Origin of the sequence: Chryseobacterium sp. SC28 (genome assembly GCF_003932955.1) — a bacterium.
GTDB lineage: Bacteria > Bacteroidota > Bacteroidia > Flavobacteriales > Weeksellaceae > Epilithonimonas.
This window is the reverse complement of record NZ_QOVY01000007.1, coordinates 112,177-127,055: the sequence shown is the minus strand read 5'-3', so window position 1 is coordinate 127,055 and position 14,879 is coordinate 112,177. Positions and strand designations below refer to the sequence as shown.

The following is a 14,879-nucleotide window of genomic DNA, read 5'->3' as shown; positions in this document are numbered from 1 at the left end:
TATTGGGTTTAAAGGGTCCGTAGGCGGATCTGTAAGTCAGTGGTGAAATCTCATAGCTTAACTATGAAACTGCCATTGATACTGCGGGTCTTGAGTGAGATTGAGGTAGCTGGAATAAGTAGTGTAGCGGTGAAATGCATAGATATTACTTAGAACACCAATTGCGAAGGCAGGTTACCAAGTCTTAACTGACGCTGATGGACGAAAGCGTGGGGAGCGAACAGGATTAGATACCCTGGTAGTCCACGCCGTAAACGATGCTAACTCGTTTTTGGGCTTTTGGGTTCAGAGACTAAGCGAAAGTGATAAGTTAGCCACCTGGGGAGTACGTTCGCAAGAATGAAACTCAAAGGAATTGACGGGGGCCCGCACAAGCGGTGGAGCATGTGGTTTAATTCGATGATACGCGAGGAACCTTACCAAGACTTAAATGGGAAATGCCAGGTTTAGAAATAGACCCTTCTTCGGACATTTTTCAAGGTGCTGCATGGTTGTCGTCAGCTCGTGCCGTGAGGTGTTAGGTTAAGTCCTGCAACGAGCGCAACCCCTGTCACTAGTTGCTAACATTCAGTTGAGGACTCTAGTGAGACTGCCTACGCAAGTAGAGAGGAAGGTGGGGATGACGTCAAATCATCACGGCCCTTACGTCTTGGGCCACACACGTGCTACAATGGCCAGTACAGAGGGCAGCTACCAGGTGACTGGATGCGAATCTCGAAAGCTGGTCTCAGTTCGGATTGGAGTCTGCAACTCGACTCTATGAAGCTGGAATCGCTAGTAATCGCGCATCAGCCATGGCGCGGTGAATACGTTCCCGGGCCTTGTACACACCGCCCGTCAAGCCATGGAAGTCTGGGGTACCTGAAGTCGGTGACCGTAACAGGAGCTGCCTAGGGTAAAACAGGTAACTAGGGCTAAGTCGTAACAAGGTAGCCGTACCGGAAGGTGCGGCTGGAACATCTCATTTTAGAGCGTCTTAAGGGACGATAAACAAAAATAAGTTTTTTATACTTGAAAAAGCTTTGGTTTACTTTGGTTGCTTATATAACAATATACCCCTAAAGATTAGTACGAGGGATAATGAGATTTTAGATGAAGAATGATAGATTTTAGATGAAAATTAATTTAAAATTTAAAATTTAGAATTTAAAATTCAAATGAAGTCTCGTAGCTCAGCTGGTTAGAGCGCTACACTGATAATGTAGAGGTCGGCAGTTCGAGCCTGCCCGAGACTACTAATTAAGTTGATGGTTGAGAGTTAATAGTTGATGGAAAAACCAACAACTAACCACCGACAACTGACAACTACATAGAGGGGGAATTAGCTCAGCTGGCTAGAGCGCCTGCCTTGCACGCAGGAGGTCAAGGGTTCGACTCCCTTATTCTCCACCAGGTTACAGAGATGTGACAAGCATAGAAGATTATACATTGACGAAGACAAGATTTATGGACAAAAAGGGTCCGACACTATGATAAGTACGCATTATTGAGTGTCAAGAGTTCGAGTCTCTTATAAATAGCTGTTTTACGACTTTAATTTAAAAGTGACGGATAGAGCCAACAACAATATCTGTTCATTAAAGGCGTAAGAAGATAAAAGATCATTGACATTAACGATAAGAACATCACAAAGAGAAAACCGAGTGCAATTGGGCACTTGAGTTTATAAGAATACCGTTTAGCATTATTGCTAAGCAAAAAATACTGAACTAATTAAAAAATTAGGAAAGAAATCGTTAAGGGCGTATGGCGGATGCCTAGGCTTTCAGAGGCGAAGAAGGACGTGGTAAGCTGCGAAAAGCTCGGGGGATTGGCACACACGAATAGATCCCGAGATGTCCGAATGGGGCAACCCAATACATTGAAGATGTATTACCTCGCAAGAGGAGCAAACCCGGAGAACTGAAACATCTAAGTACCCGGAGGAAAAGAAATCGAAGAGATTCCGTAAGTAGCGGCGAGCGAAAGCGGATTAGCCCAAAAGTCATTATATGTTTAATAGAACGTTTTGGAAAGAACGGCCATAGACGGTGAAAGCCCGGTATATGAAAGGCATATATTGATGATAAATGAGTAGGGCGGGACACGTGAAATCCTGTTTGAATATGGGGGGACCATCCTCCAAGGCTAAATACTCCTGAAAGACCGATAGTGAACAAGTACTGTGAAGGAAAGGTGAAAAGCACTTCGAATAGAAGGGTGAAATAGAACCTGAAACCGTACGCCTACAAGCGGTCGGAGCACCAATAAGGTGTGACGGCGTGCCTTTTGCATAATGAGCCTACGAGTTAATTTTACTAGCGAGGTTAAGGACTTCAGGTCCGGAGCCGGAGCGAAAGCGAGTCTGAATAGGGCGTATAGTTAGTAGGATTAGACGCGAAACCTTGTGATCTACCCATGGGCAGGTTGAAGCTTTGGTAACACAAAGTGGAGGACCGAACCGGTTGACGTTGAAAAGTCTTCGGATGACCTGTGGGTAGGGGTGAAAGGCCAATCAAACTGGGAGATAGCTCGTACTCCCCGAAATGCATTTAGGTGCAGCGTCGAGCGAAGTTTATTAGAGGTAGAGCTACTGATTGGATGCGGGGGAGTCAAATCCTACCAATTCCTGACAAACTCCGAATGCTAATAAATGTTTCTCGGCAGTGAGGGCGCGGGTGCTAAGGTCCGTGTCCGAGAGGGAAAGAACCCAGACCAACAGCTAAGGTCCCCAAATATATGCTAAGTTGAAATAACGCGGTTGGACTGCATTGACAGCTAGGATGTTGGCTTGGAAGCAGCCATTCATTTAAAGAGTGCGTAACAGCTCACTAGTCGAGCGGTCCGGCATGGATAATAATCGGGCATAAGCATATTACCGAAGCTATGGATTTGTACTTTTATGGTACAACTGGTAGGGGAGCATTCTATTTGCGTTGAAGCCGTATCGTGAGGTACTGTGGAGCGGATAGAAAAGAAAATGTAGGCATAAGTAACGATAAAGCGGGCGAGAAACCCGCTCACCGAAAGACTAAGGATTCCTCAGCCATGCTAATCAGCTGAGGGTTAGTCGGGACCTAACGCGAACCCGAAAGGGGAAGTGGATGGACAATGGGTTAATATTCCCATACTTGCTCACACTAAAAAGGGGACGGAGTGCCGTACCTGCTGGAGACTGACGGAATAGTCAAGGCTTAGCCTTCGGGCGAAGCTGTTGCAGGGAAAGTGCTTCCAAGAAAAGCCGAAGTGAAGCAACCCGTACCATAAACCGACACAGGTAGTCGAGGAGAGAATCCTAAGGTGCTAGAGTGAATCATGGTTAAGGAACTAGGCAAAATAGTCTCGTAACTTCGGAAGAAGAGACGCCGGCAGCAATGCCGGCCGCAGTGAAGAGGCCCAGGCGACTGTTTATCAAAAACACAGGACTCTGCAAAATCGAAAGATGCTGTATAGGGTCTGACACCTGCCCGGTGCTGGAAGGTTAAGGAAGGGCGTTAGCAGCAATGCGAAGCGTTTGACTGAAGCCCCAGTAAACGGCGGCCGTAACTATAACGGTCCTAAGGTAGCGAAATTCCTTGTCGGGTAAGTTCCGACCTGCACGAATGGTGTAACGATCTGGGCACTGTCTCAACCATGAGCTCTGTGAAATTGTAGTATCGGTGAAGATGCCGATTACCCGCAATGGGACGAAAAGACCCTGTGAACCTTTACTATAACTTCGTATTGACTTTGAGTAAGTAATGTGTAGGATAGGTGGGAGACTTTGAAGCAGGCACGCCAGTGTTTGTGGAGTCGCCGTTGAAATACCACCCTTTACTTACTTGGAGCCTAACTTCTTTTAGAAGGACATTGCGTGGTGGGTAGTTTGACTGGGGTGGTCGCCTCCAAAAGAGTAACGGAGGCTTTCAAAGGTACCCTCAGCACGCTTGGTAACCGTGCGTAGAGTGTAATGGCATAAGGGTGCTTGACTGTGAGACCTACAAGTCGATCAGGTGCGAAAGCAGGACATAGTGATCCGGTGGTTCCGTATGGAAGGGCCATCGCTCATAGGATAAAAGGTACTCCGGGGATAACAGGCTAGTCTCCCCCAAGAGCTCACATCGACGGGGAGGTTCGGCACCTCGATGTCGGCTCGTCACATCCTGGGGCTGGAGAAGGTCCCAAGGGTTGGGCTGTTCGCCCATTAAAGTGGCACGCGAGCTGGGTTCAGAACGTCGTGAGACAGTTCGGTCTCTATCTATTGCGGGCGTTAGATGTTTGAGAGGGCTTGAATCTAGTACGAGAGGACCGATTTGAACAAACCTCTGGTGTATCAGTTGTTCCGCCAGGAGCACCGCTGAGTAGCTACGTTTGGAAGAGATAAGCACTGAAAGCATATAAGTGCGAAACTCGCCTCAAGATGAGACATCTTTTAAGGGTCGTTGGAGATGACGACGTTGATAGGCTACAGGTGTAAAGACAGTAATGTCATAGCCGAGTAGTACTAATTACCCGTAGATTTATAGCCTAATTTGGCAGTTGCTCAATTGCACAATAAGGTTCTCTCTTTGTGAACGTTTTTATCGATAATAATTTACCAATATGTAAATGTACCAGTCTAACAATATTGTTACACTGTTATATTAATATCATTGCTACATTATTCAAATATACTGTACATCCTTTTGTACAAAACAGCCTTTAGGGTGGTTTTAGCAGAGGGGCTCACCTGTTCCCATTCCGAACACAGAAGTTAAGCCCTCTAGCGCCGATGGTACTGCGAAAGCGGGAGAGTAGGTCGCCGCCGGTTTTTAAGAATCCCCAATCATTTACTTGATCGGGGATTTTTTGTACCCCAAAACCTAAAAAAACTTGACAAAAATCCAAACAAAATAAAAATAAAGAGAAACGCTGTAAGCCGGATTCTGTCGAGACTTGTTATTTATCTGCATTTTGCATTGCTGCAAAACTTTAGCTGCTTACCCCTCATCAATGGCCGGGCCAGCCTTCGCTGATGATATACTTAGCATTGCACCGCATAGAGTTTACCTGATTTCACTACAGCCGAACTGTACTTGCTTTCTGTTGCACTTGTCCTACTTTCACAAATGGCGGACGTTATCCGCTATGCTGCCCTATGGTGTCCGGACTTTCCTACCCAGAGTAATTTCTGGATCAACAAGCCACGTTTCTCCTGAATGCAAATTTACAGCTAATTTTTTTTATTTTTGAACACCGTCATCCGAATTCAATCCAAAACAAAAGCAATCCGAGTTTAGTTTNCTTTAGGGTGGTTTTAGCAGAGGGGCTCACCTGTTCCCATTCCGAACACAGAAGTTAAGCCCTCTAGCGCCGATGGTACTGCGAAAGCGGGAGAGTAGGTCGCCGCCGGTTTTTTTTAGAATCCCCAATCATTTACTTGATCGGGGATTTTTTGTACCCCAAACCCTAAGAAAACCCTGACCAATAACCAAACAAAATCAAAAATAAAGAGAAACGCTGTAAGCCGGATTCTATTTCAACTGTGCATACAAAAACATAATATTGGCAATATTCCCCTCAGTATCTGTTAATCTTTTAATAAAAAAGTTGATTTCATTTTTTTTAAAATCTTAATTAGATTATTTTTGCACAAATTAATTTAAAAAATGAAAAAGTACTTATTTCTTCTTTTTATTTCTTTCTTAGCAGTGTCTTGCTCCAAAGTGAAAGTTGAAGGAAATATAAAAGGAGGATTTCCTTTGGAAAGAATAGAATTCATAGAGGCTTCCGGCGTCGCCACGCTTCCACTTGTTAATATCGGTGTGGATGCCAAAGGTAATTTCAAAGGTGACTTTAAAGCACCGAAAAACGGAATCTATGCCATGACCTATGCCGGAAAAATGACTTTCATCTATCTTAAAAAAGGTCAAACACTGAAAATTTACGGCGATGCGGCCACTTTTCCGGAAGTTTATAAAATTGAAGGCGATGCTAAAAAGAACAACGATTTTATCACTGCAACTCAAAAATATTTAGAGTCGTATAGCTCAAAGCTTGACAGACAAATGTTGCAAAAAAAAGAATCTGAATTTTTAGCTCAAATCAAAAAAATATATTCGGATCTGGAAAAGAATCTTGAAGAAAATGCCAAAAAATACGATGCAGACAAAGAGGTCGTCAAACTGAAAAAAGATGAATTGACGGCTAATATCTTGACCTTCCTCGTCCAATATCAGTCTGCTCACGGCCAAGTATCCGGTGATCCGTCTTTCAAAGTTTCAAAAACTTTTGTAGATTATGAACAGTCTTTGACTAAAAATAATGACAGAATGGTTGAGGAATTACCGGTTTACAGAAATTATCTACTAAGCAAAGTGGGTCAGGATTTTCAAACTTTTGCCGAAAAGCAAAAGGACAAAAATACCGCAAGCATGTCTGCAATATTTGCAAGATTCTTAGAAACCAAGAAGGATATGAGTCAAAAAACAAAAGACTATTTGTTGGCCTTCGTCATTGCTAAGTTCGACCTCAATCCTTACACCAGCGATGCCGATAAAGTGAAAAAAGTAAGCGACGAATATATCAAAGATTCTGAAGTAAAAAAAGACTTGAATTCCGCTATCAATGCAGTATTCGGATTGAAAAAAGGAACAGAAGCACCGAAAGCAAGCTTGATCAAATTGGATGGCAAATCGGCAAATTTCGAGATGAATGGTAAGCCAACTTTGGTAATGAGCTACGCTTCTTGGAACCCCTACATCGCCCAGTCAACTATTCCTGTATTGAAGGAAGTTGTTAATTTTTACAAATCAAAGGTTAATTTTGCGTTCGTGAATCTGGATGATACCCAAGAACAATTTACAAAAACTGCAAATGCAATGCTGAAAGGTGTTCCAGGAACCAATTATTATGCAGAAGGCGGATTGTCATCAGAATATGCGAAAAAATATTTCATATATGGTTTCAAAATTCCGGGATTCTTTTTAATAGACAAAGAAGGGAAAATCGCAAGCCAAACTTTTTACAATTTGGGTGATCCAAAATTTGTAGCGGAGATGAATAAAATTTCCGGCTTGCAGGCTCCGTCTGTCAATCCGCAGGCCAACCTACAAAACGATTTGTTGCAGCAGAATCCAAAAACAGATTCTGCACAAGCCAAATAATAGATGAAACAAAGAAGAAATAAAATTCTTGAAAATATTAAACTCCTTTCTGCAGGTGCGAAAGGAGTTTCTGTTGGTAGAACTGAGGACGGCAAAACAGTTTTGGTATCAGGCGCCGTTCCAGGCGATCTTGTAAACGTGCGGGTCAAAAAGTCAAAAAGCAACTATTTTGAGGGCGAAGCAGCGGATATTTTGGAATATTCCGAGTATCGGGTAGAACCTAAGTGCATCCATTTCGGTACTTGCGGCGGATGCAAATGGCAGAATATCGCCTACGAAAAGCAACTGGACTTCAAGCATAACGAAGTAGTGAACAATATCAAAAGAATTGGTGGATTTCAAGATTTTGAAGCGATTCCCATTTTGGGTGCGCCAGAATCCTATTTTTACCGGAATAAGATGGAATTTTCTTTTTCTAATGCTCGTTGGTTAACCAAATATGAGATTAGTTCAGAAGAAAATTTTGGCAATAAGGATGCTTTAGGATTTCATATTCCCGGAATGTGGAGCAAGATTTTGGATCTAAAAGAATGTTGGCTTCAGGAAGATCCTTCCAATGAAATCCGATTGGCTGTTAAAAATTATGCCGTCGAAAATGGTTTGGAATTTTATGATGTCAAGGAACAGGAAGGTTTCTTGAGAACATTGATGCTTCGTCAAAATTCCAAAGGAGAATGGATGGTACTCTTCCAGTTTTACAAAGAAATGACCGAAGAAAGAATTCGATTATTTGATTTTCTTCTGAGTCGGTTTCCCCAGATTACCACTTTGGTATTTACCATCAATGCGAAAGCAAATGACAGTATCTACGATTTGGATATTCAGACTTATTCCGGTGAAGGCTTTATTTATGAAGAAATGGATGGTCTCCAATTCAAAATTGGACCCAAATCTTTCTTCCAAACCAACTACAAGCAGGCCTTGGAATTGTATCGAAAAACTTTGGAATTTGCAGATCTGAAGGGCGACGAAGTGGTTTATGATTTATATACCGGAACCGGCACGATTGCACAATACGTTGCTAGAAAAGCAAAACAGGTTATCGGAATTGAATCTGTTCAGGAAGCTATCAATGCGGCCATCGAGCACGCAGCACTTAATGGATTAGCCAACACAACTTTCTATTGTGGCGATATGAAAAACGTCTTTAATGACGCGTTTCTGGCCAATCATCCGAAAGCGGATGTTTTGATTACCGATCCGCCAAGAGACGGGATGCATCCCAAAGTGGTGGAGCAAATCCTGAAGCTGGCGCCGGAAAGGATTGTTTACGTAAGTTGTAATTCGGCAACTCAGGCAAGGGATATTGCTTTGATGAAAGACGATTACAAATTAGTAAAAATATTGCCCGTAGATATGTTTCCGCAGACGTACCACGTAGAAAATATCGCTTTGCTGATTAGAAAATAAGGTTTAATTTTAAATGATCAATCCAAGATCTCAAGTCTAATTCTTGGCAACTATAAATGAAAAAATTGTTATGGATTTTTGGCGTTTTGTTCCTTCTCACAAGTTGTGGAAACGATGACGACATCTGTCTCGGTCAGGAATCTACGCCCCGGCTAAAACTCAAATTTAGAAATGAGAGTAATAATCTTCTCATGACGCTAGACACCTTGTATGTGGATGTAGACTATGGCAAACCGGAACTTACCACTATTATTTCGGCGGCTCCCAATGTCGATTCCGTTTTTGTGCCTTTGAGGATCGATGACAGTCCATACACCGATTTTTTCATCAGACAAAGAAAGACGGGACCTACCAGCAAAATACGAATCAGCTATGACAAAAAAGCCATCTATGTGTCGCCCGCGTGTGGCTTCAAAATTAATTACGAGAATCTGAATGCTGAGCTTTTGCAACAAAATCCTGTCCAAAGTATTCAATCCAATAATTCTTCACTGACTGATGAAAGTAAGACCAATTTTTATCTGCGCTTTTAGCATTTTAGGGGTTTCGGTTTTTTCTCAGAGCCAAACGGAAGCGAAAAAACAGGATTCTGCCAAATGGAAATACACGCCCGATTTTACGGTGGGCGTAGATGTTCTCAATTTAGGAATCAGCATTTTTGAGGATAGGCAACTAATGCAGGGGTTCATTTCCAGCAGGATCAGTAGACGAGTCCACGCAGTTGTCGATATCGGATATGACAAAAATATCTACAAGAAAAACGGCTACGATGCTTCGGCAGACGGACTGTTCGCGAAGCTCGGAGGATTTTATATGTTGTCTATGGATCCTGAAAACGAACTCAATGGATTCTACGGCGGAGTCAAACTCGCAGGAAGTTTCTACAATCAGGAGTACAAAGCAGTTCCCGTCAGAGGGATGAACAGCGAAGGTGTTTCATTGTCCTTTGATCCGTCCACACAGAGTAGTTACTGGATTGAGGCTGTTGTAGGCGCGCGCGTTCAGGTTTTTAGCAGCAATTTTTTTATTGATGTCAATGCACAGCCCCGCTATCTGGTCTTCACCACCAAGCAGGAAGAGATCAAGCCTATGATTGTTCCCGGATTTGGAAAAAGTTCCGGAAGCTTCAATATGGGATTCAGCTGGAGTATTTCTTATAAGTTTTAAAAGCAATCCGTGGAGTTTTTCTACTAATTCAATTGAATATTAAACGGCATTTCCATCATCACAGCAGCTTTGGAATTAGGATCGGTCATCTGTTTGAAAATCCTGAAATTTTCTTTCCCAATTTTATTTCTGATCAAGCGGGTGGAGAAATCCTCATCTATCTCGGAAGAAAATATTTGTTCGAATTTCGATACCTTCGCCGGAAAGGCGGATATACCATAATCCTTAAGATCCGCTTTTTTCGCAGCATAGTCAATCGCATCTTGCAAAGTTCCAAGTTCATCTACAAGTCCGATTTGTTGCGCCCGCACACCGGACCAAATTCTGCCCCCACCCACGGCATCGATTTGCTCAAAGGATTTTTTTCTGTTTTGAGTTACAAAATGAACGAAACGCTGATAGGTAGATTCCACACTTCTCGTCAATATCGTCAGCGCACCCGGACTCAATCCGTTGATGGGCGAGATCATATTGGAGTTGGCGTTCGTCGTCACAGCATCGCTACGGATACCATTTTTGGCAGCAAGATCTTTGAAATACGGAATGACTCCGAAAACGCCGATGGAACCTGTCAACGTATTTGGTTCCGAGAAGATCTTGTCGGCACCCATTGCAATGTAATAGCCGCCAGATGCTGCATAATCGCCAAAGGAAACGATGACCGGTTTTTTCCGTTTCAGTTGTTGCATTTCAAATAATATCTCATCCGCTGCATTCGCACTTCCGCCCGGCGAATTGATGCGGAAAACTACCGCTTTGATATCCTTGTCTTTCTGAAGTTTTTTGATTTCCTTTACAAAGTTTTCAGAATAGATGGCGTCATAGCCTTTTCCGCTGTTGATGGCGCCGGAAGCGTATAGAACAGCGATTTTATCTTTCCCTGCTGTAGGATCCTGGGCTTCGGCATATTTGGCAAAAGAGATTTTATTGATTTTTTTATCGGCATCGATATTTAGTTTTTTCTTAATCAATTGATCATACTCCGATTTTTGCACCAGTTGATCCGCCAATTTATATTTCAAACTGAGATGGGGCAGATAACCGTAAAGGCTGTCTGTAATCGTTTTGAATTCCGAAGCCGGGATTTTTCTGGAAGCTGCCATTTTCCGGGAAATATTTTTCCATATATCATTCAGCAAAGTGGAAAGTTGCTCTTTATTTTCAGGTGATATTTCATCTTTCAGGAAAGGCTCCACGGCTGCCTTGAACTTGCCGTGACGGATGACTTCGATGCCGATGCCGTACTTTTCGGCAAAACTTTTGAAAAAAGTAACTTCTGTAGACAGGCCTTTTAATTCTATTCCTCCGGAAGGGTTCAAATAATATTTATCTGCCACAGATCCCAAATAATAAGCACTTTGCGAGACGGAATTGCCATAGGCGTAAACAAATTTGCCACTTCGTTTGAAATCTATCAGTGCATTTCTGATGTCGTCCAATTGCGTTATCCCTGCCTTGATATAATCCGATTCTATGCTGATACCTTGGATTCTGTGGTCGGCTTTAGCGTTGTGAATGGCCAGAAGCACGTCGTGCAGCAGAACGGCTTTTTCTTTTTCCTCATCAATGGAGAACAAATCTTCCTGATCTTCCGTCGGGCTGTCTATGATTTTGGTTTTTAGATCCAGAGTGAGAACCGAATCGGGTTTCACTTCCGTAGTTTCCGAAAGGGATGACAGAAGCAAAAGAACGATAAAAAAAGCGAAAAAACCGACGATAATAATAAAAATTGCCGTTAAATTTGCAAGAACTAGTTTGAAAAAACTTTTCATTATAAAATTATTTGTAATATATGTCGTCCAATAGTGTAGTTTTGTTACTCGGAAGCAATATAGATAATCCGGAAAATAATATTAAAACTGCTTTGATTCAAATCGAAAATAAAGTGGGGCAGATATATCAAAAATCTAAACTAATTATTACAGAGCCTGTTGAGTTTGATAGTTATAATAATTTTTGTAATATTGCAATTCAAATAAAAACACAATTTTCGCCGATAAGACTCCTCGATGCGCTGAAGCAGATTGAAGTAGAAATGGGCAGGGTTCAGGATTCCTCTTATTTTGAAGAATATAGGGATCGAATTATAGATATTGATATAATATTATATAATAGTTTAAAATTTATCTCAAAAAGGTTAATTATTCCGCACAGTAGAAATCTGCTTCAAAGAGATTTTGCGAAAGGAATTATAAGCGAAGTTAGATGATTTTTTAGAAACACAAATGATTATGAAGAAAAAACTATTTTTATTGCTATTGCTGCCCGTTCTCGGATTTAGTCAAGCCGTGGAGCAGACATCAGGCAGCGAAACGGCAGCAACACAGCCGTTTGACAACAAAAGCCGGCTCTTCAAAGACTGGTCTGTCTCTCTGGGCGGTGGCGGCGCTTTTATGACCCATGCCGATCTGACATCCTTTTACGATGGAGATATTAACTGGGGCTGGAATGGCTACGTAAGTCTGGACAAACAGATTAGTCAGGTTTTCGGGATCTCATTGATGTACACCCGAGGGGAAACCAAGCAGAAGGCTTATCTCAACGAGGCAGCGGGAGTAGGGCATGGTTCTACAAAGTTTGATCAGATTGCTTTGCTGGGCGATATCAATTTCTCCGCTCTACTGCGAAAAGCCAATTCCAAATCTTCTTTCAAATGGGCACTCCACGGTTATGCCGGGATTGGCGTTATGGGCTACAAAACATTTTTGCAAGATGATAATGTACTCAGCCAATGGCCTATGAAAATAAAACAGGACATCGATGTCGGTAGTTTTAGTTATATTGGAGGCGTTGGCTTAAAATACAATCTTTCAAGATTACTAGATTTGGAGTTGAGAACCCTATATCTTCTCAGCGGCGATGAAGAATTCGACGGCGGCGGATGGACAAGAGAAGCGATACCGGGATACAATTTAATAAATGATACTTATTCCGACAATGCTTGGCTGGTCAATTTGGGTATATCTTTCAAATTAGGAAAACATCCTGTTCATTTGCGCTGGGCCGATCCTTTACAAAAGGCCTATGCTGATGCGGCAACTTTGGAAGAAAAAATTGGCAATTTCCAAGTTTGCGAAAAAGGAGACCTTGATAATGACGCTATATGCGACGACTGGGACAGACAGCTCGATACACCAGCCGGTGCCAGAGTCGATGGTTCTGGTGTAGCGCTGGACATAGATTTGGATGGCGTGATTGATCTTAATGATAAATGTGTGACGATCCCGGGACCTATCGAAAATAATGGCTGTCCAAATATAAATCCAAATACCATAACTCCAGAAAAACAGGAGGCTATAGATGATATTAATAAATATTTCAATGGAATAGAATTTGAACTTGGCAAAGCCATTATCAGACCTCAATCGTATCGCGATCTCGACAAAACTGCGGATATAATAAAACGCTTTGGAGCAGGCGAAAGTTTTATCGTAGTGGGGGCAGCAGATAGCAGAGGCTCGGCAGAACTAAATAAAAAACTTTCGCTGGCCAGAGCCAACGCAGTCCTAGAATATTTGGTCAGTAAAGGTGTTTCACCATCCATTTTATCTGCAGAAGGTAGAGGTAAAGATGATTTGAAATATACAGAATGCGATCCGGCCTCGAATTGTCCGGAATGGAAAAATGAGGCCAACCGGAGAGTATATTTTATATCAAAGTAACTGAATTAGAAAAAAAACATTCAAATATGAAACAAAATTTATTATCATTTTTAGCAATAGCCTTATTGTTACCTATGAGTTTAGCAGGCCAGCAGAATTCTGCGGATCCCAACTCCGCACCTCAAAGCGACTCCTCATCCGCAAAATCAACCAATGGATTTAATGAATGGTCGGTGTCAATTGGCGCAGGCGTCCCGTTGATTCAGTCATCCGATATGACATCTATAAAAAATGGCAACGGGAAAAACCTTTTTGGATATTCCGCATACGTCAGTGTAGACAAAGCAATTACTCACGCTTTTGGACTTAATTTGCAATACGACCGGGGAGAAACTCGGCAAGGCGAAGTCAATACTAAAGACCATACTCCGATTTCCGGAAATTATCCTGCCGGCAGAACGCAATATGACGCGATTTCGATTTTAGGAGATCTCAATTTTTCCAACCTTCTAAGAAGACCGGATAACAAATCTACATTCAGATGGGCTCTGCACGGATATGCCGGTATTGGTTCCTTAGCTTACAGATCGTATAGACAAGATCCTGGCCCCGTCTATAACCAGACTTTGAATAAAGAAATAAAACCTTTCAAACTTAATTCTCTTTTTGGTCAAGCGGGTGCGGGACTTAAATTCAAAATTAATAACAGATTTGATATAGAAGGAAGAGTAATGTATGTGGTGACCGGCGATGACGAGTTTGACGGCGCAGGAGTAGGCCAGTCGGGATATAATCTCGTAGAAGACCAAATATCGGACAACTTTTTCAATACAACTTTAGGACTTACCTTCAAATTGGGCAAGCACGAGTCGCATCTAATGTGGCACGATCCTTTGCAGGAGATGTATTACAAATTAGATGTCCTCAATGATAAATCACAGGATCTTGAGGTCTGCAAAAAAGGAGATGTCGATAATGACGGCGTTTGCGACGATTGGGACAGACAGCTCGATACGCCTGCAGGAGCAAGAGTCGACGGTGCCGGAGTGGCTCTGGATATCGATCTTGACGGCGTGATTGATCTCAACGACAAATGTGTGTCAGTTCCTGGTCCGGTAGAAAACAATGGTTGTCCTACTACAATGGATAACTCTGCAACCGGTTTTGTAACCAACGAATCTACAATTATGAAAGGAATTGAGTTTGACCTCAATTCGGACAGAATCCTGCCTTCGAACCGCCCGATTTTGAACAATGCCATCAATTATATTAATGCTTCCAACAATAACTTCAAAGTAATTGGCGGCACAGATACAAGAGGCAAAGAAGCCTATAACCAAAAGCTTTCTGAGAGACGTGCCAATAATGTTAAAAATTATTTGATCCAAAACGGTGCAGACCAGTCTAAGTTGGAGGCTTTAGGACGTGGAGAAAAAGACCTTCTCTATCCGGAATGCAATCCTGCGAGCAAATGCCCGGAATGGAAAAACAGAGCCAACAGAAGGGTATATTTTGAGGCTAAATAAAAATTGAATCAAAATAATTTTAATAACCGTTTCGTTTTATCACGAGACGGTTTTTTGTTTTTAAGAAATTA

Annotated in this window: 8 protein-coding genes, 2 tRNA genes, 4 rRNA genes and 1 other RNA gene; 13 read left to right on the top strand and 2 right to left on the bottom strand. The window is 42.3% G+C overall.

Features of this window, described 5'->3' with window-relative positions; all coding sequences use genetic code 11:
• From DTW91_RS06245 to rrf (DTW91_RS06225), 5 genes are all read left to right on the top strand, one after another.
• A 16S ribosomal RNA gene (locus DTW91_RS06245) occupies positions 1–967 on the top strand; the annotation flags it as partial.
• A 194-nt stretch (positions 968–1,161) separates the two neighbouring features.
• Positions 1,162–1,235, top strand: a tRNA-Ile gene (locus tag DTW91_RS06240).
• An 80-nt stretch (positions 1,236–1,315) separates the two neighbouring features.
• Positions 1,316–1,392 (top strand) — tRNA-Ala (locus DTW91_RS06235).
• Between the two features lie 334 nt (positions 1,393–1,726).
• A 23S ribosomal RNA gene (locus tag DTW91_RS06230) occupies positions 1,727–4,486 on the top strand.
• 174 nt (positions 4,487–4,660) lie between these two features.
• Positions 4,661–4,768: ribosomal RNA gene (gene rrf / locus DTW91_RS06225) — 5S ribosomal RNA — on the top strand.
• Between the two features lie 88 nt (positions 4,769–4,856).
• Here the strand turns inward: rrf (DTW91_RS06225) and rnpB are convergent.
• Positions 4,857–5,153, bottom strand: an RNA gene (rnpB, locus tag DTW91_RS06220) — RNase P RNA component class A.
• A 91-nt stretch (positions 5,154–5,244) separates the two neighbouring features.
• Between rnpB and rrf (DTW91_RS06215) the strand changes: the two genes are divergently transcribed.
• The 5 genes from rrf (DTW91_RS06215) (at position 5,245) to DTW91_RS06195 (ending at position 9,680) form a co-directional block, all read left to right on the top strand.
• Positions 5,245–5,352, top strand: a 5S ribosomal RNA gene (gene rrf, locus DTW91_RS06215).
• Positions 5,353–5,606: 254 nt separating this feature from the next.
• On the top strand, positions 5,607–7,103 hold the full coding sequence (locus tag DTW91_RS06210) for a TlpA family protein disulfide reductase (RefSeq protein WP_125202522.1): 1,497 nt from the start codon (positions 5,607–5,609) through the stop codon (positions 7,101–7,103).
• Positions 7,104–7,106: 3 nt separating this feature from the next.
• On the top strand, positions 7,107–8,513 hold the full coding sequence (rlmD, locus tag DTW91_RS06205) for a 23S rRNA (uracil(1939)-C(5))-methyltransferase RlmD (protein ID WP_125202521.1): 1,407 nt from the start codon (positions 7,107–7,109) through the stop codon (positions 8,511–8,513).
• Between the two features lie 56 nt (positions 8,514–8,569).
• A complete protein-coding gene (locus DTW91_RS06200; protein ID WP_125202520.1) occupies positions 8,570–9,046 on the top strand; it encodes a DUF6452 family protein in 477 nt (158 codons plus the stop codon).
• On the top strand, positions 9,012–9,680 hold the full coding sequence (locus tag DTW91_RS06195) for a DUF6048 family protein (RefSeq protein ID WP_125202519.1): 669 nt from the start codon (positions 9,012–9,014) through the stop codon (positions 9,678–9,680). Before DTW91_RS06200 ends, DTW91_RS06195 begins: the two co-directional genes overlap by 35 nt.
• Positions 9,681–9,703: 23 nt before the next feature.
• Here the strand turns inward: DTW91_RS06195 and sppA are convergent, their stop codons facing one another.
• Positions 9,704–11,452 carry a signal peptide peptidase SppA gene (sppA, locus tag DTW91_RS06190; protein ID WP_125202518.1) on the bottom strand — a complete coding sequence of 583 codons (1,749 nt, stop codon included), beginning with the start codon at positions 11,450–11,452 and terminating at the stop codon, positions 9,704–9,706.
• Positions 11,453–11,493: 41 nt separating this feature from the next.
• Here sppA and folK point away from each other — a divergent pair, with 41 nt between their 5' ends.
• Genes folK through DTW91_RS06175 form a run of 3 tightly spaced genes read left to right on the top strand, consistent with a single transcriptional unit; the run spans position 11,494 to position 14,808 of the window.
• Positions 11,494–11,889: a 2-amino-4-hydroxy-6-hydroxymethyldihydropteridine diphosphokinase gene (gene folK / locus DTW91_RS06185; RefSeq protein ID WP_262696664.1), complete on the top strand. Its 396-nt coding sequence runs from the start codon at positions 11,494–11,496 to the stop codon at positions 11,887–11,889.
• A gap of 22 nt (positions 11,890–11,911) precedes the next feature.
• Positions 11,912–13,342 (top strand): OmpA family protein, encoded by a 1,431-nt coding sequence (locus DTW91_RS06180; protein WP_125202516.1) that lies wholly within the window; start codon positions 11,912–11,914, stop codon positions 13,340–13,342.
• Between the two features lie 26 nt (positions 13,343–13,368).
• A complete protein-coding gene (locus tag DTW91_RS06175) occupies positions 13,369–14,808 on the top strand; it encodes an OmpA family protein (protein WP_125202515.1) in 1,440 nt (479 codons plus the stop codon).
• Positions 14,809–14,879 lie beyond the last annotated feature (71 nt).